Source organism: Micromonospora inaquosa (genome assembly GCF_003857055.1).
Classification (GTDB): domain Bacteria; phylum Actinomycetota; class Actinomycetes; order Mycobacteriales; family Micromonosporaceae; genus Micromonospora; species Micromonospora inaquosa.
The window spans coordinates 1-20,965 of sequence record NZ_QGSZ01000144.1; the positions used below are offsets into that span (position 1 = coordinate 1).

The following is a 20,965-nucleotide window of genomic DNA, read 5'->3' on the forward strand; positions in this document are numbered from 1 at the left end:
CTCCGCCCCGTGGGGGGCGGCCGAGCGCGGGGGCCCCCCGTCCCGGCTACTGCAGGAACGCCCCGAGGGGCGAGAGCAGCAACCGGCCGAGCGCCGCGGCGTTGTCGTCCAGCCGTGTGCGCTCACACTCGCGGGCGTCCGGATCGTGCCGGCACCGCCAGATCTTCTGCGCGTTACGCCAGGCGACATCGCGCGTGTACTCGACCAGTTCCCCCTGGTACCAGTCGTCGATGTCGCCGTTGAGCATGTCGATGAGCAGCTGCCACCGCTCCAGGTAGCCGCGGCGCAGGCCGGGGATCTTGTCCGCGAAGATGTTGTTGATCTCGAGGTAGTCGTGGTGCTGGTCGCTGCCGTCGACCGGCTCCGACTCCAGGTGGTCGAACGTGGTCACCAGGGCGAACGGCAGGTCGAAGTTGATGTGCGCGTTCACCCCGGCCGCCGCCGAGGGCAACGGGCGGGCGTCCGGCCCCCGCATCCGTTCGAAGAGGCACGACCACGCCTTCGGGGTGCCGGGGCTGGAGTCGGTCCACAACCGCATCGCGTCGAAATACCGGGCGGCGAACTCGACGTCGAGCCGGGAAAGGAAGGCCGGGTCGATGAAGCGGTCGTCGTACAGCCCGTCCAGCACACTGCTGGTGATCGTCAGGTAGAGCTTGTTGAAGTCAGCCAGCGGGCAACTGGCCCCCAACGGTGGCAGCCGGACCAGCAGGTCCTGGAGTTTGGTCAGGTGATCGACCACGGCCGGCACGTCCGCGGGATGGTCGGCCAGCAGGTCGACGATGTCCCGGTGCACGGGCCCCCAGACCGGTTCGATCATTTCTCCTCCATCGTGGTCGGCGGCATCCCCCGTGCCGTCGTCGACGCGGCCCAGCCTCTCAGCCGACACCGGCCCGCCGGATCAGTAGAACGACGTATCCCGGCGCGCACACGCGCCGGGATACGTAGGAGTGGTCGGTCAGCCCCGTTGGTTGCGCAACTGGATCGCGCTGGCCTGCACGCGGGTCCGGACCTGGAGCTTGTCGAAGATGTGCGACACGTGCACACCGATGGTCCGCTCGCTGATGAACAGGCGCTGCCCGATCTCCTTGTTGGTCAACCCCTCCGCGACCAGGGCGAGCACTTCCCGTTCCCGTGCGGTGAGCGCCGTCAACTCGTCGTCGGACGCCTCGGTCGCTGCGGTGCGCGTACCGGTGGTGGTGTCGCGCTCGTCCAGCGACACCCGGGCCCGCCCGGCCAGCTCGCGGATCTCCGAGGTCAACGGCACCGCGCCCAACCCCTGCGCGACCCGGTACGCCTCCCGCAGGAGCTTGCCGGCGGTGGCCACCCGGCTGCGGCGGGCCAGCAGCGCCTCGGCCTGCCGCAGCCGCGAGTAGGCCGCCGGATAGGGATGATTGCGTCGATCCCACTCGGCGGCCGACACGGCCCACAGCTCCGGGTCGCTGCCGTCGAGGCGGCTCACCTCGGCGGCGCACAGCGCCAGGAACCCCTCCACCACCGAGCGCACCGGCCGGGCGGCGCCGGCACTCTTGCGGGCCATCCGCTCGGCCACGTCGCGCAGCCGGCGTACCGCCGTCGGGTCCACCTCCACGCTGCGGCTGGCGTGCGCCTCCGCCTCCGCCCGCAGGCCGTGCCAGACCAACGCGGAGAGGATCATCACGTCGTCGGAGCGGCTCTCGGTGAGGCCACGCTGCACCGCCTGCCGCGCCACGTCGTGCCGGCCCTCCCACATGGCCAGCCCGGAGCGCAGGGTGAGCAGCGGAATGACGTGTCGCGCCCCACCGCCGGCGAGCAGGGTCGCCACCGCGTCGAGGTCCCGACCGGCGGCCTCGATGTCGCCGTAGCCCACCGAGAGTCGGCACCGGGCCAGCAGCAGCTCCACGGCGTCCGCACCAGACGGTCGGTGCCGCAGCGCCGCGGCGACCACCTTCTCCGCCTCGGCCCACTGGCCCACCCGGAACAGCCCGTTGATGGCGATGGCCAGCAGCCGGGTGCCCCAGGTGCGGCCCAGCCCCAGCTCGGCGACCCGCTCGGCACCCCGACGGGCCACCACCACGCCCTCTTCGAGGATGTTCAGCGGCCCGGTCAGCAGCTCCGCCAGGTGCAGGTACGCGCAGGCCACGTCCTCCGGCTGACCGGCCCGCTCCGCGGTGTCGAGGGCGTTGCGCATGACCGCCAGACCGGCGTCCGGGTCCTCCAGAAAGGCGTCGCTGAAGCCCAGCGCCGAACTGGCCAGCACCACCTCGGTGGCCGAGCCCTCCACGTTCTCGGCCAACGCCAGCGCCTCGCGGGCCCGCTCGCCGGCGTCGGCGTACCGACCCAGGTGCAGCAGCAGCTCAGCCAGGCGGGCGGCGGCGCTGGCCCGGTCCCGCGGGGAGCAGTCTTCGGCCTTCAGCGCCCGCTGGTACTCCTCCTCGGCCAACGCGGAGCGACCGGCGGCGGCCAGGTAACGGGCGCGACGGATGTGCAGCGCGCAGCTCGCCTCGCCACCCCGCAGCGCGGCCAGCTCCTCCAGCAGTGCCAACGCGCGGGCGTGCTCCCCACAGTGGTGGGCCGCCTCGGCGGCGTTCTCGAGCAACTCGACCCGGTCCACGGTCAGCGGGCCCGGCCCGGCGGCCAACTGCAACGCCGCCGACCAGTGCCGGTGCGCCTCGGCGTAACCGTGCAGCCGCTCGGCCTCCTGAGCGGCGGCCACCGCCGCCGGCAGGGCGCGCGCCGGTTCGCCGGCCAGCCGCCAGTGGTGCGCCAGCCGGGCCTGGTGCAGCTCGCCGGGGGCCGTGGTCAGCGCCTCGGCGTAGCGGCGGTGCAGCCCGGAGCGCTCGGCCGGCAGCAGCTCGTGCGCCAACACCTCGGCGACGAGGCGGTGCCGCAGTCGGTAGCCGTCGTCGGCGCCGACCAGCAGCCGGTGCGCCACCGCGGCCCGAGCCGCGGCGATCAGCTCGTCCTCCGGCATCCGCAGCACCTCGGCCAGCAGCCAGTGCTGCACCGGCTCGACACCGGCGGCCACCGCGTGCACCACGGCGTGCGCGTGCTGGGGCAGCGCGTCGACCCGGTCGAGGAAGATCTCCCGCAGCGTCTCGGACAGGCCGTCGCGGCCATCGCGCAGGTCGCGGGCCAGCTCCTCGATGACGAACGGGTTGCCGCCGCTGCGCTGCCACACCTGCTCGGCGGCCTCGGCGCTCAACGGCCGGCCGACCACCGCCGCGGCGAGCGTCTCGGTCTCGGCCCGGCCCAGCGGCGCCAGGTCGAGCACCCGCACCGTGCGGAGCCGACGCAGTTCGGTGAGCACCCGGCGCAGTGGGTGCGCGCCCTGCAACGACTCGGCACGCACCGCGGCCAGCACCGACAGCTGAAGATCACCCAGGCCGGCGAGCAGGTAGAGCAGGAGTTGCCGGGTGCTGCGGTCGACCCACTGGAGGTCGTCCAGGATCAGCACCAGCGGGCGCCCCTCGGCGATCAGGTGCAGGCCGCGGGAGACCCGCTCCAGCAGCGCGCCCGCGCCGTCCGGGCCGGCGGTCTCGTCGGCGAACATCTGCAACAACCCCCGCACCGCCGAGGAGGTGCGGGCGTGCAAGGTGGACACCTCGGTGTCGAACCGGCGCAGCGCCTGCAACAGCGGGTGCAGCGGTGAGGCGTCGCCGATGTCCAGGCAACTGCCGGTGAGCACCACGGCACCCCGCTCCCGCAGGTGGTCGCCGATCTCACCCAACAGCCGGGTCTTTCCCACACCGCTCTCACCGGTCAGGAAGACCGCCGCGGTCTGCCCGTGCGCGGCGTCACCGAGCAACGCGGACCGAACCGTCTGCACCAGCTCGGCCCGGCCCACGAGCGGTGCGGTGTCCACATCGCTGGCCATGCCACGCAGCCTAATCACAGGGCCCCACACCGTTCTACGGCTGTCTGCCGCTTGTGGTACTCCTCGCGTCGACTTTGCGACTAAAGGTTGCAGGTGGCCGACATACGTCGTTCGGCAGATCCCCCGTCGGCCCAGGAATGCCAATCTCCGGAGGTGATCAGGCAACCGCGGGGAGAAAGGCCGGTGCGAAACCCATGACCACCAGCATCATCGTCGACACGCAACGGACCGTCACCCCGCTCTGGCCGGTACCGCAGGAGAGACGCGTCGTCACCGTTCTCTTCGCGGACATCGTCGGCTCCACGGCCCTGGTGGACCGGCTCGACCCGGAGGACGTCCGAGCGATGCAGCAGGCCTACTTCGACACCGTCGCCGGTGTGCTGCACCGCTGGCAGGGGGTGGTGGAGAAGTACATCGGCGACGCCGTGATGGCCCTCTTCGGCGCTCGGCACTCCGACGGCTTCGACGCATACCGGGCGGTGCGCGCCGGGCTTGAGATCCAGGCCGCGCTGGACCGTCGGCCCGTGCTCGACGACATCAGGCTGCGCGTCCGCGTCGGGGTCGCCACCGGCGAGGTCGTGGTCGACCTGGGCGACGTCGTCACCGGCGGGCACGGCCTGGCCAGCGGCGCGGTGATCACCACCGCCGCCCGCCTGCAGGAGTACGCCGCACCCGGCGGCGTCGCGCTCTGCGCGGCCACCGCCCGCGCCACCGCCGGCCTGATCACCCAGCGTCAACTGACGCCGGTGTCGGTCGCCGGCCGGGTGCCGCCGGTGCCGCTCTGGCACGCCGTCGGTCCGGTACGCCCCGGCGCCGACCGGCACGACGGCCCGTTGATCGGTCGACGCCGCGAGCTGGCCACCATCCGCGACCAGTTGGGCTCGGCCATCCGGGAACGAACACCACGCTGGATCTCGCTGGTCGGCCCCACCGGCAGTGGCCGCAGCCGGCTGCTGCACGAGCTGACCAGTGGCCTGACCACGGTGGACGGAATGTCGGTCCGCTGGTGCGTGGCGACCTGCCAGCCGTACCCCGATCAGGTGTTGGCGCCGGTCGCGCATCTGCTTCGCGGCCTCGCCGGGATCCGACACAGCGACGGCCCGGCGGCGGTGCACGACCGGCTCGTCGCCGCCCTGACGCCGCTGTTCCCGCCGACCAGGGTGGCCACCGCCGTCCCGGCGCTCCAGCGGATGCTGACCACCCCGGACGGCTCGGCCACCGCCCTCGCCGGCGCGGAGATCTGCCGGGAGGTCCTGCTGCGCCTGGCCGCCCACCGGCCGCTGATCGTGGCCGTCGACGACCTGGACCGGGCCGCGCCGGCGGTGAGCCGGTTCCTGCACGCGCTGTTCAGCGCGGCGACGGAGCGCCGACTGCCGCTGGCCCTGCTCACCGTGCACCAGCCGCAGTGGGCCGACACCCGGCCCGGTCCGGCCCGACGGCTGACGATCGGCCCGCTGGCGGCGGTGCAGTCCGGGCGGCTGCTGCGCCACCTGCTCAGCCGGGCCGGGCAGCCGGTGGCCCTGGTCGACCGGCTGCTGCCGCTGGTGGGAGGCCGCCCCGGCCACGCGACGGCGTACGTCACGTCGCTGGTGGACGGCGCCGATCCGTCGGTGCTCCCGCTGCCCGAGGCGGTACGCCGGGCCGTCGGCGCGGAACTGGACCACCTCGACGGTGAGCGGCGGGCGGTGCTGATGGCCGCCGGCACCCTCGGTGGCCTGATCTCCGGTGCGACCGTGGACCGGGCACTCGGCTGGACGCCCGGCCGGTCCGCGTCCGCACTGCGCGGCCTGGTCGCCGCCGGGCTGCTGCTTCCCCACCGCGTCGACGGGTACGCGTTCGCGGCGCCCGCGCTGCGCCAGGTCGCCGCCGAGCGGTTGCCCCGCGCCCTGCGGGCCGTCTTCGCCAGCCGCGCCGCCGCCGCGCCGCACCTCCACACCGTCCATTCGCACGGCGGTGAACCCGCCGACCGTGCCGAGGCGGTCCGCGCCGGTGCCGACGCTGTCGTCGTCGACGGCGCGGCCGCGCGCTCCGCTGAGGTCGTGCGTCTCGACCGGGTTCGCTCCCGCGCCGACCTCGACGACGTCATGGCGGCACCGGCTCCGGTGTCGCGACCGGGCGTCACCGGCCCGGTGCAGCACCGACCCGCCCGCACCCCGACGATGGCCACCGCGCCGGCCGCGCCGAATCGGCAGACCGACCGTTCGCCGGGTTCCGGCCGGCTCCGAGTCGTCGCGTCTGCCGGTGCCGTGCCGAGGGCCCAGGCCGTGTCGGTGGCCGCGTCTCGGAGGAACACGGCCGGGCACTGGCCGTCGGAGGTCGCCCGTTCCCGGGCAGCGGTCAACGCGAAGTCTGCCGTGCCGGGGTCCGCCCGGCGTGGGGCGCTCGTCGGCGTCGGTGAGACGCCCTCGTTACGCATCACGCCCGGTACGCCATTGGTCCGCTGGCCGGAGGGTCTGGCCGCGTCCGCCTGACGCTCCGCCGGCGGTCGCGGGCGGAGCCGGGTGGGTCGACGCGCTGACCCAGACTTCGGCCGGCCGGGTGCTCAGCGGGCGGCCAGGAAGGCCAGCACTCGCGGCCACGCCACAGTGGTGGCGTCCGGGGAATGCTCGGGCAGTTCCGGGTCGGTGAACAGATGCCCCACGCCGGGGTAGCGGAAGACCGTCAGGTCGGCGCCGGCGTCGGCCATGGCCTGCTGCCACTCGTCGACCTCGTCCGGCGCGTCGTACGGATCGGGGTCGGCGAGGTGCAACTGCACCGGTAGGCCGGGGCGAACGGCGTCCGGGGCGCCACCGGTGCCGTGCAGCAGGAGCAGACCCGCGGCGTCGGGGCGTTCGGCCAGCAGCGCCCCGGCCACACCGGCGCCCATCGAGAAGCCGGCGAGCACCGTCTGCGGTGGCAGGTCACGCAGCGCGGCCCGGGCCCGGTCCAGCACCACGTCGTGGCCGATCTTGTCGAGCAACGCGAAGCCGTCCTCGACCGTGTCGGTGGCCGGGACGCCGTACAGGTCGGGGGTGCTGACCTGGTGCCCGGCGGTGCGCAACCGGTCGGCGGCGGCGCGCACGGCGGGCCGCAGCCCGTACACGGAGTGGAACAGCACGACGTGTCGCATCCGGTCATCCTGCCGCAGCCAACCGGCCGTCCGGTGTGGCCACGCCCAGTGGGAGTCAGACCAGTGCCGTCAGGCGTCCGGCCGCTGGTCGACGATGCGGCGCATCTTGCCCATCGACCGTTCCACGGTGTCCGGGGCGAGGACGTCGACCGCCACGCTCACACCGATGGTGTTCTTCACCAGCTGCACCAGCGTGCCACCGGCCCGCTCGGCGGCGTCCACGGCGACGCCGGCCCGCCGCTCCACGCGCACCGTGAGGGTGTCCAACCGGCCGTGCCGATCGAGGACGCACTGGAAGTGCGGTGACAACTGCGGGATCCGCAGGATCAGCTCCTCGATCTGGGTGGGGAAGATGTTCACGCCACGCAGGATCATCATGTCGTCGGTCCGGCCGGTGATCTTCTCGATCCGGCGCATCGGCCGGGCGGTGCCGGGCAGCAGCCGGGTCAGGTCGCGGGTGCGGTAACGCACGACCGGCATCGCCTCCTTGGTCAGGGAGGTCAACACCAGCTCACCGCGCTCACCGTCGGGCAGCACCGCCCCGGTGACCAGGTCGATGATCTCCGGGTAGAAGTGGTCCTCCCACAGGTGCAGCCCGTCCTTGGTCTCGACGCACTCGGTCGCCACGCCGGGACCCATCACCTCGGAGAGCCCGTAGATGTCGACGGCGTGGATGTCCAGCTGCTGCTCGATCTCCCGGCGCATGTCCTCGGTCCACGGTTCGGCCCCGAAGATGCCCACTCGCAGCGAGGTGGCCCGGGGGTCGATGCCCTGGCGGCGCATCTCGTCGACGATGGCCAGCAGGTAGCTGGGAGTGACCATGATGACCTCGGGTTCGAAGTCGCGGATCAGCATGACCTGACGCTCGGTCATGCCACCGGAGACCGGGATGACAGTGCAGCCCAGCTCCTCGGCCCCGTAGTGCGCACCCAGACCGCCGGTGAAGAGCCCGTAGCCGTACGCGACGTGCACCCGGTCGCCGGGCCGGCCGCCGGAGGCGCGGATCGAGCGGGCCATCAGGCGCGCCCAGGTACGCAGGTCGTCGCGGGTGTAGCCGACCACCGTCGGACGGCCGGTGGTGCCGGAGGAGGCGTGCAGGCGGGCCACCCGCTCCCGGGGTACGGCGAACATGCCGAACGGGTAGTTCTCCCGCAGCTCGGCCTTGCCGGTGAACGGGAAGCGGGCCAGGTCGTCGAGGTCCCGGCAGTCGTCAGGGTGCACCCCGGCCGCGTCGAACGCCCGCCGGTAGTGCGGCACCTTGTCGTACGCGTGCCGCAACGACCAGCGTAGTCGGTCGCGTTGCAGGGCGCGCAGCTCGTCGATGCCGGCGCGCTCGATCGGCTCCAGCTCCTCCGGACGAGGGGTGCGGTCCTGCATCGGCTGCCTCCTTGGCGCGGCGGTCCCGGTGGGGCTGCGGGTACCGTACGCCGGCTGTCGCCCGGGTCAGCGGGCGGCGGGCAGCCGGTGCAGGGCGTCGACCAGCGGCGCCAGCTCGGGGGTGGCCTCCGCCCGGGCGAGCGCGTCGGCGAGCACCCGGTCGTGGGTCGGTCGCGTCTGGGCGAGCAGCTCGGAGCCGGCCGGCGTCAGCTCGGTGTAGATGCCGCGCCGGTCGTCGGCGCAGAGGATCCGGGTGAGCAGCCCTCGCTGCTCCAGGCGGGTGACCAGCCGGGTGGTGGCGCTGCCGGAGAGCGCTGCGGCGCGGGCGAGCTGACTCATCCGCATGTGCCAGCCGTCCTGCCGGGAGAGCGCGTCGAGCACCGTGTATTCGACGACGGAGAGGTCGTGGCCGCTGTGCAGGGCGCGCTCCAGGGAGGTCTCGATCAGCCCGTGCAGGGCGGCGAGGGTGCGCCAGCCCTGGGCGCGGATCTCGACCGCGTCGTCGGCGATGCCCATGGCGGCCCTCCTCGGTGTGATCTGAACGCATCCCAAGCTACCACGCTTGCGCGGATATAAAGCGCGTGCAAGTATTTCGTTGCTGGCGCGTGTAGTTGCACACGCTGCATATCTGCCTCCTTCCGATTGGGAAGACCATGTCCGTACGCCAAAAGTCCCTGCCGCCCGGCCTGATCGCGCTGGCCATCGGCGCCTTCGGCATCGGGCTCACCGAGTTCGTCATCATGGGGTTGTTGCCCGAGGTGGCCGCCGACTTCGCGGTCACCGAACCGGTGGCCGGCTGGCTGATCTCCGGCTACGCGCTCAGCGTGGCCGCCGGCGGGGTCGCCCTCACCGCGGCGGTCACCCGACTGCCGCGCAAACCGGTGCTGCTCGGCCTGATGGTGCTCTTCATCATCGGCAACCTGCTCTCCGCCGTCGCCGGTGACTACGCCGTGATGATGGCCGGCCGGATCGTCGCCGCGCTCTGCCACGGCGCGTTCTTCGGCATCGGCGCCGTGGTCGCCGCCGGTCTGGTCGCACCGGCCCGCCGGGCGGGCGCCATCGCCATGATGTTCGCCGGCCTGACCATCGCGAACGTGCTCGGCGTGCCGTTCGGCACCTTCCTCGGGCAGCACTTCGGCTGGCGATCGACGTTCTGGGCGATCACCGCCATCGGTGTGGTCGCCCTGATCGGGCTGGCCCTGCTCGTCCCGGCGGGCGACACCGCCAACGCCGACCGCCCGGCCGGCGGGCTGCGCGGCGAGTTGCGAGCCTTCACCCACCCGCAGGTCTGGCTCTCCCTGGTGATCACCGTGCTGGGCTTCGGTGGAATGTTCGGCGCGTTCACCTACATCGCCTACACGCTCACCGAGGTCAGCGGCTTCGCCACCAGCACCGTGCCGTGGCTGCTCGTCCTCTTCGGAGTGGGGCTCTTCGCGGGCAACCTGCTCGGCGGCCGGGCGGCGGACAGGTCACTGTCGCGCACCCTGGTCACCGTCCTGGCGGTGCTCACCGTGGTGCTCGTCGGCTTCGCACTGACCGCCACGAGCCCGGCGCTGACCATCGTCGCGCTGGTGCTGATGGGCGGGTTCGGCTTCGCCACCGTGCCGCCGCTGCAGATGCGGATCATGCGGTACGCCCACCAGGCGCCGACCCTGGCGTCCGGGGCGAACATCGCCGCGTTCAACCTCGGCAACGCGTTGGGCGCCTGGATCGGCGGCGTGACCATCGCCGCCGGGCTCGGCTACACCTCGCCGATCTGGGCCGGCGCCGCCCTCACCCTCATCGGGCTGGGCGTACTCCTCTGGGCGCTGCGGCTGGCCCGGCGCGACGAGCCGGCCCGGGCCGAGGCGAGCCTGGTGGACGCCACGGTCTGACCCCGCAGGGAAGAGAACGCCGGCCGGGCATCCGCCCGGCCGGCGTCGCTCTGATCATCGCCCCTGCCATCTTTCCGCAGTTGCAAATTATGTGCAACAAGGTCTGGACAACCCACTCGGGCCGTAACTAGCCTGATCGCTATGAGTCCTTACATCGCGGATCCGTGGGCGTGGCAGGAGAGCTGGGACCGCCAGCAGGAGTCCTACCTCCCCGACCGGGAACACCGGTTCACCGCCATGCTCGACACCGTCGACGCGGTCCTCGACGGTCGACCGCCGCGGGTGCTCGACCTGGCCGGCGGCACCGGCACCATCTCGCTGCGGACCCTCGCGCGCTTCCCCGCCGCGCAGACGACCCTGGTCGACCTCGACCCCGCGCTGCTCGCCATCGCCAACGCCTCGCTGGCCGACCGAGCCACCATCATCACGGCCGACCTCGGCACCCCCGAATGGCACTCCACGCTCCCGCACCGGGAGTACGACGCCGTTCTCACCGCCACCGCCCTGCACTGGCTGCCGGCCGACCGTCTCGGGCAGCTCTACGCCGAGCTGCGCGACGTGCTGCGACCGGGCGGCGTCTTCGTCAACGCCGACCACATGCCGGACGACACCCTGCCGGAGCTGACCAAGCGGCTGATGGACCGGGCCCGGGACCGGCGCAACGCCCGGTACACCACCGGCTCGATGCTGTCCTGGTCGGACTGGTGGGAGCAGGCCGGCGCCGACCCGGCGCTCGCCCCGCTCGTCGCCCAGCGACACACGATCTACCCGACCGGACACAGCCCCGAGTGGATCCCTCCGGTCTCCTGGCACCTGGCCGCGCTCACCGCGGCCGGCTTCACCGAGGTCGGCACGGTCTGGCGAGGCGGCCCGGACGCCGCCGTCGCGGCAGTTCGCTGACACCGGCGGTGCGGTGACGGCGCTGGAGCCGGCACCGCTGGAGCCGGTACTACGCTGAGGAGTCGTGCCAGAGCCGTTCGAGCCGCGTACCGACCCCGACGTCGACCTGCGCGTCCCCGCCGACCGCCGCGAGCTGACCGCGCGCCCCGCGACGATCCTCGCCACGATCGCGGCCGGTGGGGCGCTGGGCGCGCTGGCCCGCGCCGGTCTGCAACACGCCGTTCCGCACGCGCCGACCGGCTTCGGTTGGGCCACGTTCATTGTCAACACGTCCGGCTGCCTGCTGATCGGTGTGCTGATGGCGGTGCTCGGGCACCTCGACGGCGGGCACCCGTTGGCTCGCCCGTTCCTCGGGGTCGGGGTGCTCGGCGGGTTCACCACCTTCTCCACCTACGCGGTCGACATCCAGCAGGCGATCGTCGCGGGCGCACCGGGCACCGCACTGGCGTATCTCGCCGCGACGGTGCTCGGGGCGCTCGTCGCTGTCGGGTTGGGCGACGCCGCCACCGCCGGGCTGCTGCGCCGGGCGGCCCGGTGACCGTCCTGCTCATCGCCCTGGGCGCGGCCGTCGGCGCGCCGCTGCGCTACCTGACCGACCGGGCCGTGCAGTCCCGGCACCACTCGGCGTTCCCCTGGGGCACCCTGCTGGTCAACGTGTCCGGGTCGCTGCTGCTCGGCGCCCTGGCCGGGTGGCCGATCGGCCCGGCGGTCAGCGCGTTGCTCAGTACCGGCTTCTGCGGCGCGCTGACCACCTACTCCACCTTCAGCTACGAAACGCTGCGGCTGACCAGGGGCGGCCATCGGCTCCTCGCGCTGGCCAACGTGCTGGGCAGCGTCGCCGCCGGGCTGGCCGCCGCCACCGTCGGCTACGCGCTGGCCCGCGCCCTGACCGGCTGACCGCGCGCCAACCGCGCCGCACGTCATCGACACCAACGCCTGGACCAGGCGCTGACCCGCAACACACCGAGGGTATATACGCGAGGTATACCCTCGGTGTAGTGTGCGGGCATGAGCGTGCCACTGACCCTTCTCGGCCTCCTCGAACGCGAGCCCAGCCACGGTTACGACCTGAAGCGCGACTATGACGCCTTCTTCGGCCGGGGCAAGCCACTGCCGTTCGGCCAGGTCTACTCCACCCTCAGCCGACTGGCCCGCGACGGCAAGGTGGTGATCAGCGACGTCGCACCCGGCGCCGGCCCCGACCGCAAGCGCTACATCATCACCGACGTCGGCGCGACCGAGGTCGAACAGTGGCTGACCCAGCCGGTCGACCCGGAACCGCACCTGCAGACGGTGCTCTTCGCCAAGGTCGTGCTCGCGCTGATGCTGGACCGGCCGGCCGCCGAATACCTCGACACCCAGCGCAGCGCGCACCTGCGCCGGATGCGTGAGCTGACCGAGATCAAGCGCGCCGGCGGCCTGGTCGACGCGCTCCTCGCCGACCACGGCCTCTACCACCTGGAGGCGGACCTCCGATGGATCGAGATGACCGGCGCCCGACTGGACGCCCTACGGAAAGAGGTACGGCCGTGAGCGTCATGCTCGAAGCACGCGACGTCGAGTTCTCCTTCGGTCAGACCCCCGCCCTGCGCGGCGCCAGCGTCGCCGTGGAGGCGGGCGAGATCCTCGCCGTGATGGGACCCAGCGGCTCCGGCAAGTCCACCCTGTTGCACTGCCTGGCCGGCATCCTGGTGCCCGACTCCGGCGAGATCCTCTTCGACGGGGCGCGCATCGACGCCATGGCCGAGACCGAGCGCAGCGGCCTGCGCCGGGACCGGTTCGGTTTCGTGTTCCAGTTCGGTCAACTCGTCCCCGAGCTCACCGCTGTGGAGAACGTCGCCCTGCCGCTGCTGCTCAGCGGCGTACGCCGCAGGCAGGCACTCCCCCGGGCGTACGACTGGTTCGCGCGCCTCGGGCTGGACGGCCTGGAGCGGCGGCGTTCGGGTGAGCTCTCCGGCGGGCAGGCGCAACGCGTCGCCCTGGCCCGCGGCCTGGTCGCCGAGCCACAGGTGCTCTTCGCCGACGAGCCGACCGGCGCGCTCGACTCGCTCACCGGCGAGCAGGTCATGGACCTGCTGGTCGGCGCTGCCCGCGAGCAGGGCACCACTGTCATCCTGGTCACCCACGAGCCGAGGATCGCGGCGTACGCCGACCGCGAGGTCATGGTCCGTGACGGGCGCGTGAACGCGCCGGACCGGGTCGCCTCATGATCCGCTTCGGGCTCCGCCTCGCCGTGGCGGGCGGCCGTGAGGCGCTCACCCGCCTGATCGTCATCGCCGCTGCCGTCGCGGTCGGCAGTGGGCTGCTGCTGACCACCCTCGCCGGGGTCAACGCGGTCAACGCCCAGCTCACCCGGTACGCGTCGATGTATCCCACCGCCTCGGCCGCCGACGCCGACCCGCTGTGGTGGTCGAACCGACAGGACTACTTCCACGGTCAGCAGATCATTCGGATCGACGTTGCCCCGACCGGCTCGACCGCGCCCACCCCGGTCGGCATTCCGACCACCCCGGGTCCCGGCGAGTACTACGCCTCGCCCGCGTTTCGTGAACTGCTGGCCGCCCACCCGGCCGACCAGTTGGGCGACCGCTACCCGGGGCGTGACCTCGGCACCGTTGGTCCGGCCGCGCTGACCTCACCGGACACCCTGCTGGTCATCGCGGGCGGCACCCCGGAGCAGGTCGCGAAGCTGCCCAACGCGCAGCAGGTCACCAGGGTGGGCGACACCCCTGCCCTCCCCGAGGCCACGGTGAACCTCATCCTGGGCGTGATCGCCGGCGGGTTGCTGTTCCCCGTGTTGATCTTCATTGGCACCGCCACCCGGCTCAACGCGGCCCGCCGGGAGCAGCGCTTCGCCGCGTTGCGCCTGGTCGGCGCGACACCCCGGCAGATCTCGATGGTCGCCGCGGTGGAGGCGACCGCCGCGGCCGTCGCCGGCACCGTCGTCGGCTTCGGCCTGTTCTACGCCTGCCGCGGCCCGATGGCGGGCATCCCGTTCACCGGCATGCCGTTCTTCCCCAGCGACATGTCGCTCGGCGTGCTGGACGCCCTGCTGGTGGCGCTCGGCGTTCCGGCCGGCGCGGCGGTCGCGGCCCAGGTCTCGCTGCGCCGCGTACGGATCTCGCCGCTGGGCGTCACCCGCCGGGTCACCCCCCGCGCACCGCGCGCGTACCGGCTGATCCCGATCCTGCTCGGCGTCGCCGTGCTGTTCTTCGCCATCAGCTTCCGGCCTCCCACGTCCGACGGCCAGGCCGCGGTGTTCCTGCCCGGCCTGCTGCTCATCATGGCCGGCCTCATCCTCGCCGGCCCGTGGCTGACGATGGTCGGCGCCCGGGTCATGGCCCGGTACGCCAGCCGCCCCGCCACGCTCATCGCCGCGCGACGCCTCGCCGACAACCCGAAGGCCGGCTTCCGGGCGATCAGCGGCATCATGCTCGCGCTCTTCGTGACGAGCGTGGCCGTCGGCGTGATCACCACGATCGTCGCGAACCGTGGCCCGGCACCGGTCGGCTCCACCGAGGCGGGGCAGGTGTCGTTCTACCTTCCCGAGGACGCACCGGCGGCGCCCGACTCGCTCTTCGCCGAGCTGCGCTCGACAACCGGCGTGCGGTCCGCCGCCGCGGTGCGCGAGAACCCGGACCGGACGAGCGTCGGCGAGCCCGGCGTGATCGCGTGCGCCGAGATCCCGAGCGCGTACGGCCGGTGCGCCGACGGCGCCACAGTTGCCGAGGTAGCCACGGGTCTCATCCCCTTCCGGGAGTCGGCGTCCTCGGCCCGGGTCTGGCCGGCCGCGTCCGTGCCACTCGGCGATCTCCAACAGTTGCCGGTGATGTCGATCATCGTCGACACGGACGGCTCCGCCGCCGCCATCGAGCGCGCGCGCACCATGCTCGAGACCGCCCTGCCGGCCTTCCAGGCGGCGCCGAACGTGCCCGGTGACTTCGAGTCGGAGTTCGCCAACGTCCTGCGCGGCTGGAAACAACTGGCCAACGTCGTCATCATCGGCAGCCTCGCGCTGGGCGGGTGCAGCCTCGCGGTCAGCGTGATCGGCGGTCTCACCGAGCGCAGACGCCCGTTCAGCCTGCTGCGCCTCAGCGGCGCACCGGTGCGGGTCCTTCGTCGGGTGGTCGCGTTGGAGAGCGCCGTACCGATGCTCGCCGTCGCCGTGGTCGCCATCGGCATGGGGCTGCTCGCCGCGCATCTGTTCCTGCGGGCGCAGATGGGCTACACGCTCGTCGCGCCGGAGCCGCGCTTCTTCGTGATCATCGTCGTCGGGTTGGCGACCTGCCTCGGCGTCATCGCGTCCACCCTGCCGCTGCTGGAACGCATCACCGGTCCGGAGACCGCCCGCAGCGAGTGACTGTCCGACCGTGGGCCCGGTGGTCGGCAGCGCGACCACCGGGCCGACGACGAAGACGGCGGACAGGCAGAGGTCAGCGGGCGTGGCGTTCCGGGTGGGCCCGGCTCCAGGTCCGCATCCGCTCCGGGTAGCCGGTGCGCGCCGCCTCGTACAACGGCACGGCGTGCTTGCGGGCGATGGCCCCGGCCGCGCGGGGCGTTCCGGTACGGCGACGGATCCACTCACCGTCGTGGGCGATCGCCATCACCGTGGTGTCCGTCGCGGTCGTCTCCGGCTCCAGGTAGAACTCCACCCCGCGCCGGGTGGCCACGAACGCCTCCAGCGCCGCGAGGTCGTCGCGGGTCGCCTCCCGGTCCAGCTTCGTCGGGGTCGCCTCGGCACCCCGTGACCGCCGATTGAACCAGCTCATGCCCCACCCCTCTCCTCGACGCTCCTCCAGTGCAGCACCGATTCCTGGCAATACGCTGCATGCCGGGTGGGAGACAGCTGATCCGACGAGGACTGGAACCCGCCAGGCGTGGGCGGTGTCATGTGGGTGATGCGAACGGAGGCTCCCCTGGACGACGAGGCGCTCGTCACCCGCGCTCGGGCCGGTGACCTGGAGGCATACGACCTCCTGGTCGCCCGACACACCGCGTCCGCGCACCGGACGGCGGTGCTGCTCGGCGCGGGCTCCGACTCCGAGGATGTCATCCAGGAGGCGTTTGTGAAGGCGTACCGAAAGCTGTCCCGTTACCGGGGCGACGCGTCCTTCCGGTCATGGCTGCTCGCGATCGTCGCCAACGAGACCCGCAACCTGCACCGCTCCCGGGGCCGGCGCGACGGGCTCGTCCTGCGGGCCGCGGCAGCGGACCCGACCTCCCAGATCGTCGAGGACGACGCGGTCGGAGCGGTCCTCGCCGGGGAGCGCCGGACGTCGCTGGTGCAGGCGCTGCGGCAACTGCCGGTACGGGACCGCGAGGTGATCGTCTGCCGGTTCTTCCTCGACCTCAGCGAGGAGGAGACGGTGGCGGCGCTGGGCTGGCCCCGGGGCACTGTGAAGTCGCGTACGTCCCGGGCGCTGGCGAAGCTTCGCGGCCTGCTCGACCGGGAGGAGGTCCGGCATGGGTGACCTCGAACGGGAACTGCGTGACCTGTCCGCCTGGCTGGACACCCCCGATCCGCCGGACGTGACCGCCCGCGTCCGGGTACGACTCAGCACGCCCGCGTCCCGGCGGCGGCGGTGGCGGTCGCTCGCCGCGGCGGTGCTCGTCGCCCTGCTGGTGGCGGTGCTGCCACCGACGCGGGCCGCCATCGCCGACGTCGTCACCGGGCTGCTGCGTTTCGCCGGGGTCAGCATCGCCACCGGGCCCGCACCGCCGCCGCCCGGCGGCGGCGCGTCGCCGTTGCCCGGGCAGCGGGTCGTCGCCCTGGACGAGGCGCAACGGGCGGTGCGGTTTCCGATCCGCCTGCCGGCGACGCTGGGCCCGCCCGGGCAGGTGCTGGTCGCCGACCCGGACGCCACGGGCCGGTACCGGGTGGCGACGCTGCTCTACGACGACGGCGCGCTGCGCGTCGACGCGTTCGACGGTCACCTCGACCTGGCCTTCCACAAGGAGGTCAGCCCTCCGGGGGCGGACTGGGTCCGGGTCAACGACGACTTCGCCGTCTGGGTCGACGGCCCACACGTGTTGTCCTACGTGGACCGGGCGGGAGGGATCCGCAGGGAAACCGCCCGACTGGCCGCCTCGACCCTGATCTGGCAGGACCACGAGGTGAGCTACCGGCTGGAGGGCGACCTCACCAAGGCCGAAGCGATCGAGATCGCCCGTTCGCTGCGCTAGGGAACCTGCCGGGCTCGGCCGGTGTCATGAGGACGCGACGAGTGGTCGACGGGTACCGGAAGGGGCGAGATGGGTTTCTGGGGCAGGTTGATGCTGGCATCCTCGGTGGTCGTGCTGGCGGGGTGCACGACAACGACCAGCGGCGCGGCGCCGACGGCGGGTGCGGCCACCTCGGCGGGCACCGCGACCGCCTGCGCGGCCCGGGTCGAGACGGGGTCCCTTCCCGACTGGGCGGACGCCGGTTTCAGCGGCGACGCGCGGGTTCCGCACGTCTTCGGCGCGAAGGGTGACATCGTGGCGGTGCTGTTCGCCCATCCGCTGCGGCAGGTCCGCGACGACGGGTCGAACAACAAGATCCTCTGGGTGGCGCGCGCCGCCACGACCTCGCCCGACCCGGTCGCACCGGCAACCCTGGTGATCACCGCGAGGTTGGACGGCACCGACACGCGGGTGATCCGGGAGGTCGCCGGCGGTCCCGGTCCGTCGATCATCGACCTGCCGCAGGCCGGTTGCTGGCGCCTCGACCTGAGCTGGTCCGGGCACACCGACACCATGGACCTGGTCTACGCCCCCTGAGCCGACCCGGTCTCAGCGACGGCCCTTGAGCATGCGGGATCGGCGAGGTCCTGGCCCGTCCTCGCCGTCACCGCCGCTTAGGGTGTGGTCGTGCCGATCACCTTTCAGCTCCCTGCGAATCGATCCACAGCGGTGACGTTCGCGGTCTCGCCGTTGCTGGAGTTGGCCTGGGCATGGCATGTGCTGGTCGGCACCGAGCATCACCCCGAGCGTGCGGAGTGGGCGCAGCGAGTCCTCGGTGAGTTGCCGGACGACCTGGCCGCAGAGGTGAACGCATGGTCGTTCGCGGTGCGAGCCGTCCGCGCGACGGTGTTCGCGGATCCGACGCTGTCGCCGACCCTCGACTGGGTTCAGGCGGTGGCGGCACTCCGGAGAATGCCTTCCGGGCAGTTCGCCGCCGCGATGCTTCGGCCGCTGCTGCGGGTGGGCGGTCGATCCGCCGACGTGGCCGACCATCGCGTGGGTGCCGAGTTGATGGCGCTGTCGCGGGCGCGGGGAGCTGGGGCGACACGGGCGGTGCGCCTGCTCCTGGAGAGGCCCGCCGCGGCGCAGGCCGCCGTGATCGACATTCTGGACGGCTGCTGGTCGGCCTTCTTCGCGGCTGAGTGGTGCCAGATCGAGCCCGCGCTGGATGGTGAGGTGCGGGCACGATCGCGCCTGGGTGCAGGTGGCGACCTCCGCGCCGTGTTGTCCGGTCTGTCTCCGGCGGTGGCCATCGGTGAGGACGGCCGCGTCACCATCGACAAGGTGCAGAGCAAGTCGGTGGCGGTGTCCGAACGCGGGCTGGTGCTGGTCCCCACCGTGTTCGGCGCCCCCCATGTGTACGTCGCCGACGAGGCGGGCCGACCGGTGGTGGTGCACTACCCGTTCCCGCCGCCGGAGCGTGCGGCCGATCGGCGACTGACCCTGCGGCGGCTCGACGTGCTCGCTCATCCAGCGCGCCTGGAGGTGTGCCGCGCGATAGCGGTCGAACCCAGGTCAGCGCGGGAGATCGCCCGGCTCTGGCGCCTCGACGAGACCGCGGTGACCAAGCACCTCTCCGCCCTGCGCGTCGCTGGACTGGTTCGCGCGGAGCGGGCTGGGCGGTTCGTCCGGTACTCCCTGGAGGCGTCCGCCATCCAGACGATTGGAGCCGACCTGCTCGACGTGCTGCGTCGCTGATTCCCTGCCGAAGATTGGCAGGGATTGGTTGCCGGCCAGTGGTGCCCCCTACCGTGGCGGCCATGGTGACGCTCGACGAGACGGTGCGGCGGTTGGCCGCCGACCGGGACGTGCTGATGGACCGGACCGCGGATCGCACCGAGGAGGAACTGTCCGCAGGGTATCGGGTGCGACCTGAGCCGATACGACGAGGAGCGGTGGTCGGCGCCGGTCGATCTACCGGACGGGAGGTCACGGTCGATGGGCGAGCTGGCGCGGCACGTCATGACCGTCCCGGGTCATGAGCCGTACTGGCATGCGGCGATTCACCTGGGTGAGCTGGCGGCAGCGGCATGACACCGCTGTACGTGGCGGCGGACATCCACGGTCACCGGTCCGAGTTCTGGGAGGCACTTCGCGAGGCCGGGCTCGTCGACACCGCCGGCCAGTGGTCCGGGGGCGGCGCGCGGTTGTGGCTGCTCGGTGACTACGTCGATCGCGGCCCGGACGGGATCGGCGTCATCAACGACGTCCAGCGGCTCGCCGTCTCCGCACGTGCGGCGGGTGGCCACGTCGGGGCCCTGTTGGGTAACCACGAGGTGCAGTTGCTCGCCGCGCACCGGTTCGGCACCATGCCCGTTGCCGGCTGGGACGAGCCCGGCGGGTTCCGGGGTGGCTGGGCCCGGTTCGGCGGACGTGAGAGGGACCTGCATCAGCTGACGCCACCGCATGTCGAGTGGATGACGCGGCTGCCCGCGGTCACGGTCGTCGACGGATTCCTGCTGGTGCACTCCGACACCGCGCGCTACCTGGAGCTCGGCTCCAGTGTGGCCACCGTGAACGCGGCAGTCAGCACGGCTCTCGACTCCAGCGATCCCGCGACCTGGCTGAGTCTTTGTGGCCGGATGAGCGATCGGGGTGCCTTTCGGGACGCCGTGCCGGCGAACCCGGACGATCGGGTGTCGATGATGCTGCGCATTCTCGGGGGCAACGTGCTCGTCCACGGCCACAGCACCCTCACCAAGCACTTCGGCGTGGCGCCGCAGGATGTCACAGCTGCGCTGCGGTACGCCGACGACAGGGTCATCGCCATCGACGGCGGCGTCTATGAGGGCGGCCGGATCCTGCTCACCCGGCTTCGCTGACCCCGGCTAAGCTCCCTGACGTGCTGGAGGACGCGCGGACGGCGGCCGGCAACAACGCCGAGTGGTGCGACATCGTCTGCGGCAGCCACGGGCTGGCCGGCCGTACCGACGCCGACGCCTGGTCGGTCCCCCGCCGCTCGCCACCGTGGTATCCGGACGCGGTCACGCTGCGACCAGGCGTCGACGCCGAGGCTCTGCTGGCCCGGATCGACGCGGGGCCCGGCGCGTCGGTGAAGGACAGCTTCGCCGACCTCGACCTGTCCGGGTACGGATTCCGTGTGCTCTTCGACGCGCAGTGGATCCACCGGCGACCGGCGGACCTGCCGCGCGACGCACCCCTCGGCCCGGTCACCACCACTGACGGCCTGGCGTCCTGGGCGGCGGCACAGGGCGGTGGGGGCCTGTTCCGGCCCGCGCTCCTGGCCGACCCACGGGTACGGGTGCTCGCCCGCCACGACGACCGGGGTGTGATCAGCGGCGGGGCGGTGCTCAGCGGTGACGGTCCGTACGGTGTCTCCAACCTGTTCACCCGCAGTGGCGACGCCCGGGACATCTGGCGCGCGGTGTGCGCCACCGTTCCCGGTGCGCCGCTGGTCGGCTACGAAACCACAGCGGACCTGACGCCGGCGCTCTCCGCTGGCTTCGCCACCACCGGTCCGCTGCGCATCTGGTCGCACGGCTAGCGCTCCGGCCACTGGCTCTGCGCACGGACAGCTATGCTGGTCGGCATCGGCACCGATCCGGCCATCACCGGGGAGCCTCCGGAAGAACGGGCAGCTCAGCGGCCTCAGTAGAACCGGACGTAGCG

20 protein-coding genes are annotated in these 20,965 nt (G+C 72.7%); 14 read left to right on the plus strand and 6 right to left on the minus strand.

Annotated elements, in window-relative coordinates; genetic code table 11:
• Window positions 1–46: 46 nt before the first annotated feature.
• The gene (locus DLJ59_RS05790) at window positions 47–817 is read right to left on the minus strand and encodes a DUF5995 family protein (protein WP_124771470.1); all 771 of its coding nucleotides are present in this window, start codon (window positions 815–817) and stop codon (window positions 47–49) included.
• A gap of 138 nt (window positions 818–955) precedes the next feature.
• A complete protein-coding gene (locus tag DLJ59_RS05795) occupies window positions 956–3,853 on the minus strand; it encodes a helix-turn-helix transcriptional regulator (RefSeq protein WP_124771471.1) in 2,898 nt (965 codons plus the stop codon).
• A 194-nt stretch (window positions 3,854–4,047) separates the two neighbouring features.
• On the opposite strand from DLJ59_RS05795, the gene DLJ59_RS05800 reads away from it, so the two are divergent.
• On the plus strand, window positions 4,048–6,324 hold the full coding sequence (locus DLJ59_RS05800) for an adenylate/guanylate cyclase domain-containing protein (RefSeq protein WP_124771472.1): 2,277 nt from the start codon (window positions 4,048–4,050) through the stop codon (window positions 6,322–6,324).
• Window positions 6,325–6,395: 71 nt separating this feature from the next.
• On the opposite strand, the gene DLJ59_RS05805 is transcribed toward DLJ59_RS05800, so the two are convergent.
• The 3 genes from DLJ59_RS05805 to DLJ59_RS05815 form a co-directional block, all read right to left on the minus strand.
• Entirely contained in the window at window positions 6,396–6,962 is a 567-nt protein-coding gene (locus DLJ59_RS05805) for a dienelactone hydrolase family protein (RefSeq protein WP_124771473.1), read from the minus strand.
• A 69-nt stretch (window positions 6,963–7,031) separates the two neighbouring features.
• Window positions 7,032–8,339 carry a phenylacetate--CoA ligase PaaK gene (gene paaK, locus DLJ59_RS05810; RefSeq protein WP_124771474.1) on the minus strand — a complete coding sequence of 436 codons (1,308 nt, stop codon included), beginning with the start codon at window positions 8,337–8,339 and terminating at the stop codon, window positions 7,032–7,034.
• A 66-nt stretch (window positions 8,340–8,405) separates the two neighbouring features.
• Window positions 8,406–8,855, minus strand: a complete 450-nt coding sequence (locus DLJ59_RS05815) for a MarR family winged helix-turn-helix transcriptional regulator (RefSeq protein WP_124771475.1) — start codon at window positions 8,853–8,855, stop codon at window positions 8,406–8,408.
• Between the two features lie 137 nt (window positions 8,856–8,992).
• On the opposite strand from DLJ59_RS05815, the gene DLJ59_RS05820 reads away from it, so the two are divergent.
• From DLJ59_RS05820 to DLJ59_RS05850, 7 genes are all read left to right on the plus strand, one after another.
• Window positions 8,993–10,213 (plus strand): MFS transporter, encoded by a 1,221-nt coding sequence (locus tag DLJ59_RS05820; RefSeq protein ID WP_244235839.1) that lies wholly within the window; start codon window positions 8,993–8,995, stop codon window positions 10,211–10,213.
• Window positions 10,214–10,354: 141 nt separating this feature from the next.
• Window positions 10,355–11,113, plus strand: coding sequence for a class I SAM-dependent methyltransferase (locus DLJ59_RS05825; RefSeq protein ID WP_124771476.1), 759 nt, complete (start codon window positions 10,355–10,357; stop codon window positions 11,111–11,113).
• 64 nt (window positions 11,114–11,177) lie between these two features.
• Window positions 11,178–11,651 carry a fluoride efflux transporter FluC gene (locus DLJ59_RS05830; protein WP_124771477.1) on the plus strand — a complete coding sequence of 158 codons (474 nt, stop codon included), beginning with the start codon at window positions 11,178–11,180 and terminating at the stop codon, window positions 11,649–11,651.
• Window positions 11,648–12,010 (plus strand): fluoride efflux transporter CrcB, encoded by a 363-nt coding sequence (crcB, locus tag DLJ59_RS05835; protein WP_124771478.1) that lies wholly within the window; start codon window positions 11,648–11,650, stop codon window positions 12,008–12,010. Before DLJ59_RS05830 ends, crcB begins: the two co-directional genes overlap by 4 nt.
• A gap of 111 nt (window positions 12,011–12,121) precedes the next feature.
• Window positions 12,122–12,646: a PadR family transcriptional regulator gene (locus DLJ59_RS05840; RefSeq protein ID WP_124771479.1), complete on the plus strand. Its 525-nt coding sequence runs from the start codon at window positions 12,122–12,124 to the stop codon at window positions 12,644–12,646.
• A complete protein-coding gene (locus DLJ59_RS05845; RefSeq protein ID WP_124771480.1) occupies window positions 12,643–13,323 on the plus strand; it encodes an ABC transporter ATP-binding protein in 681 nt (226 codons plus the stop codon). Before DLJ59_RS05840 ends, DLJ59_RS05845 begins: the two co-directional genes overlap by 4 nt.
• Window positions 13,320–15,473 (plus strand): FtsX-like permease family protein, encoded by a 2,154-nt coding sequence (locus tag DLJ59_RS05850; protein WP_124771481.1) that lies wholly within the window; start codon window positions 13,320–13,322, stop codon window positions 15,471–15,473. The genes DLJ59_RS05845 and DLJ59_RS05850 overlap by 4 nt, the downstream gene beginning before the upstream one ends.
• Window positions 15,474–15,546: 73 nt before the next feature.
• Here DLJ59_RS05850 and DLJ59_RS05855 read toward each other — a convergent pair whose 3' ends face one another.
• Window positions 15,547–15,882 carry a hypothetical protein gene (locus DLJ59_RS05855; protein ID WP_124771482.1) on the minus strand — a complete coding sequence of 112 codons (336 nt, stop codon included), beginning with the start codon at window positions 15,880–15,882 and terminating at the stop codon, window positions 15,547–15,549.
• Between the two features lie 129 nt (window positions 15,883–16,011).
• On the opposite strand from DLJ59_RS05855, the gene DLJ59_RS05860 reads away from it, so the two are divergent.
• The 6 genes from DLJ59_RS05860 (at window position 16,012) to DLJ59_RS05885 (ending at window position 20,840) form a co-directional block, all read left to right on the plus strand.
• Window positions 16,012–16,584 (plus strand): RNA polymerase sigma factor, encoded by a 573-nt coding sequence (locus DLJ59_RS05860; protein WP_124771483.1) that lies wholly within the window; start codon window positions 16,012–16,014, stop codon window positions 16,582–16,584.
• Window positions 16,577–17,296, plus strand: a complete 720-nt coding sequence (locus DLJ59_RS05865) for a hypothetical protein (RefSeq protein ID WP_124771484.1) — start codon at window positions 16,577–16,579, stop codon at window positions 17,294–17,296. The genes DLJ59_RS05860 and DLJ59_RS05865 overlap by 8 nt, the downstream gene beginning before the upstream one ends.
• A 90-nt stretch (window positions 17,297–17,386) precedes the next feature.
• Window positions 17,387–17,872: a hypothetical protein gene (locus DLJ59_RS05870; RefSeq protein WP_244235840.1), complete on the plus strand. Its 486-nt coding sequence runs from the start codon at window positions 17,387–17,389 to the stop codon at window positions 17,870–17,872.
• A 90-nt stretch (window positions 17,873–17,962) separates the two neighbouring features.
• Entirely contained in the window at window positions 17,963–19,033 is a 1,071-nt protein-coding gene (locus DLJ59_RS05875) for an ArsR/SmtB family transcription factor (RefSeq protein ID WP_124771486.1), read from the plus strand.
• Window positions 19,034–19,365: 332 nt separating this feature from the next.
• Complete coding sequence (locus DLJ59_RS05880; protein ID WP_124771487.1) at window positions 19,366–20,157, plus strand: metallophosphoesterase; 792 nt, start codon at window positions 19,366–19,368, stop codon at window positions 20,155–20,157.
• Between the two features lie 20 nt (window positions 20,158–20,177).
• Window positions 20,178–20,840: a hypothetical protein gene (locus DLJ59_RS05885; protein ID WP_124771488.1), complete on the plus strand. Its 663-nt coding sequence runs from the start codon at window positions 20,178–20,180 to the stop codon at window positions 20,838–20,840.
• Window positions 20,841–20,965: the final 125 nt, after the last annotated feature.

Bases quoted from the DNA above. Each gene is read 5' to 3' on its own strand.
- DLJ59_RS05790 (WP_124771470.1), bottom strand. From the start codon at position 817: ATGATCGAACCGGTCTGGGGGCCCGTGCACCGGGACATCGTCGACCTG.
- DLJ59_RS05795 (WP_124771471.1), bottom strand. From the start codon at position 3,853: ATGGCCAGCGATGTGGACACCGCACCGCTCGTGGGCCGGGCCGAGCTG.
- DLJ59_RS05800 (WP_124771472.1), top strand. From the start codon at position 4,048: ATGACCACCAGCATCATCGTCGACACGCAACGGACCGTCACCCCGCTC.
- DLJ59_RS05805 (WP_124771473.1), bottom strand. From the start codon at position 6,962: ATGCGACACGTCGTGCTGTTCCACTCCGTGTACGGGCTGCGGCCCGCC.
- paaK (WP_124771474.1), bottom strand. From the start codon at position 8,339: ATGCAGGACCGCACCCCTCGTCCGGAGGAGCTGGAGCCGATCGAGCGC.
- DLJ59_RS05815 (WP_124771475.1), bottom strand. From the start codon at position 8,855: ATGGGCATCGCCGACGACGCGGTCGAGATCCGCGCCCAGGGCTGGCGC.
- DLJ59_RS05820 (WP_244235839.1), top strand. From the start codon at position 8,993: ATGTCCGTACGCCAAAAGTCCCTGCCGCCCGGCCTGATCGCGCTGGCC.
- DLJ59_RS05825 (WP_124771476.1), top strand. From the start codon at position 10,355: ATGAGTCCTTACATCGCGGATCCGTGGGCGTGGCAGGAGAGCTGGGAC.
- DLJ59_RS05840 (WP_124771479.1), top strand. From the start codon at position 12,122: ATGAGCGTGCCACTGACCCTTCTCGGCCTCCTCGAACGCGAGCCCAGC.
- DLJ59_RS05850 (WP_124771481.1), top strand. From the start codon at position 13,320: ATGATCCGCTTCGGGCTCCGCCTCGCCGTGGCGGGCGGCCGTGAGGCG.
- DLJ59_RS05855 (WP_124771482.1), bottom strand. From the start codon at position 15,882: ATGAGCTGGTTCAATCGGCGGTCACGGGGTGCCGAGGCGACCCCGACG.
- DLJ59_RS05860 (WP_124771483.1), top strand. From the start codon at position 16,012: ATGCGAACGGAGGCTCCCCTGGACGACGAGGCGCTCGTCACCCGCGCT.
- DLJ59_RS05865 (WP_124771484.1), top strand. From the start codon at position 16,577: ATGGGTGACCTCGAACGGGAACTGCGTGACCTGTCCGCCTGGCTGGAC.
- DLJ59_RS05870 (WP_244235840.1), top strand. From the start codon at position 17,387: ATGCTGGCATCCTCGGTGGTCGTGCTGGCGGGGTGCACGACAACGACC.
- DLJ59_RS05880 (WP_124771487.1), top strand. From the start codon at position 19,366: ATGACACCGCTGTACGTGGCGGCGGACATCCACGGTCACCGGTCCGAG.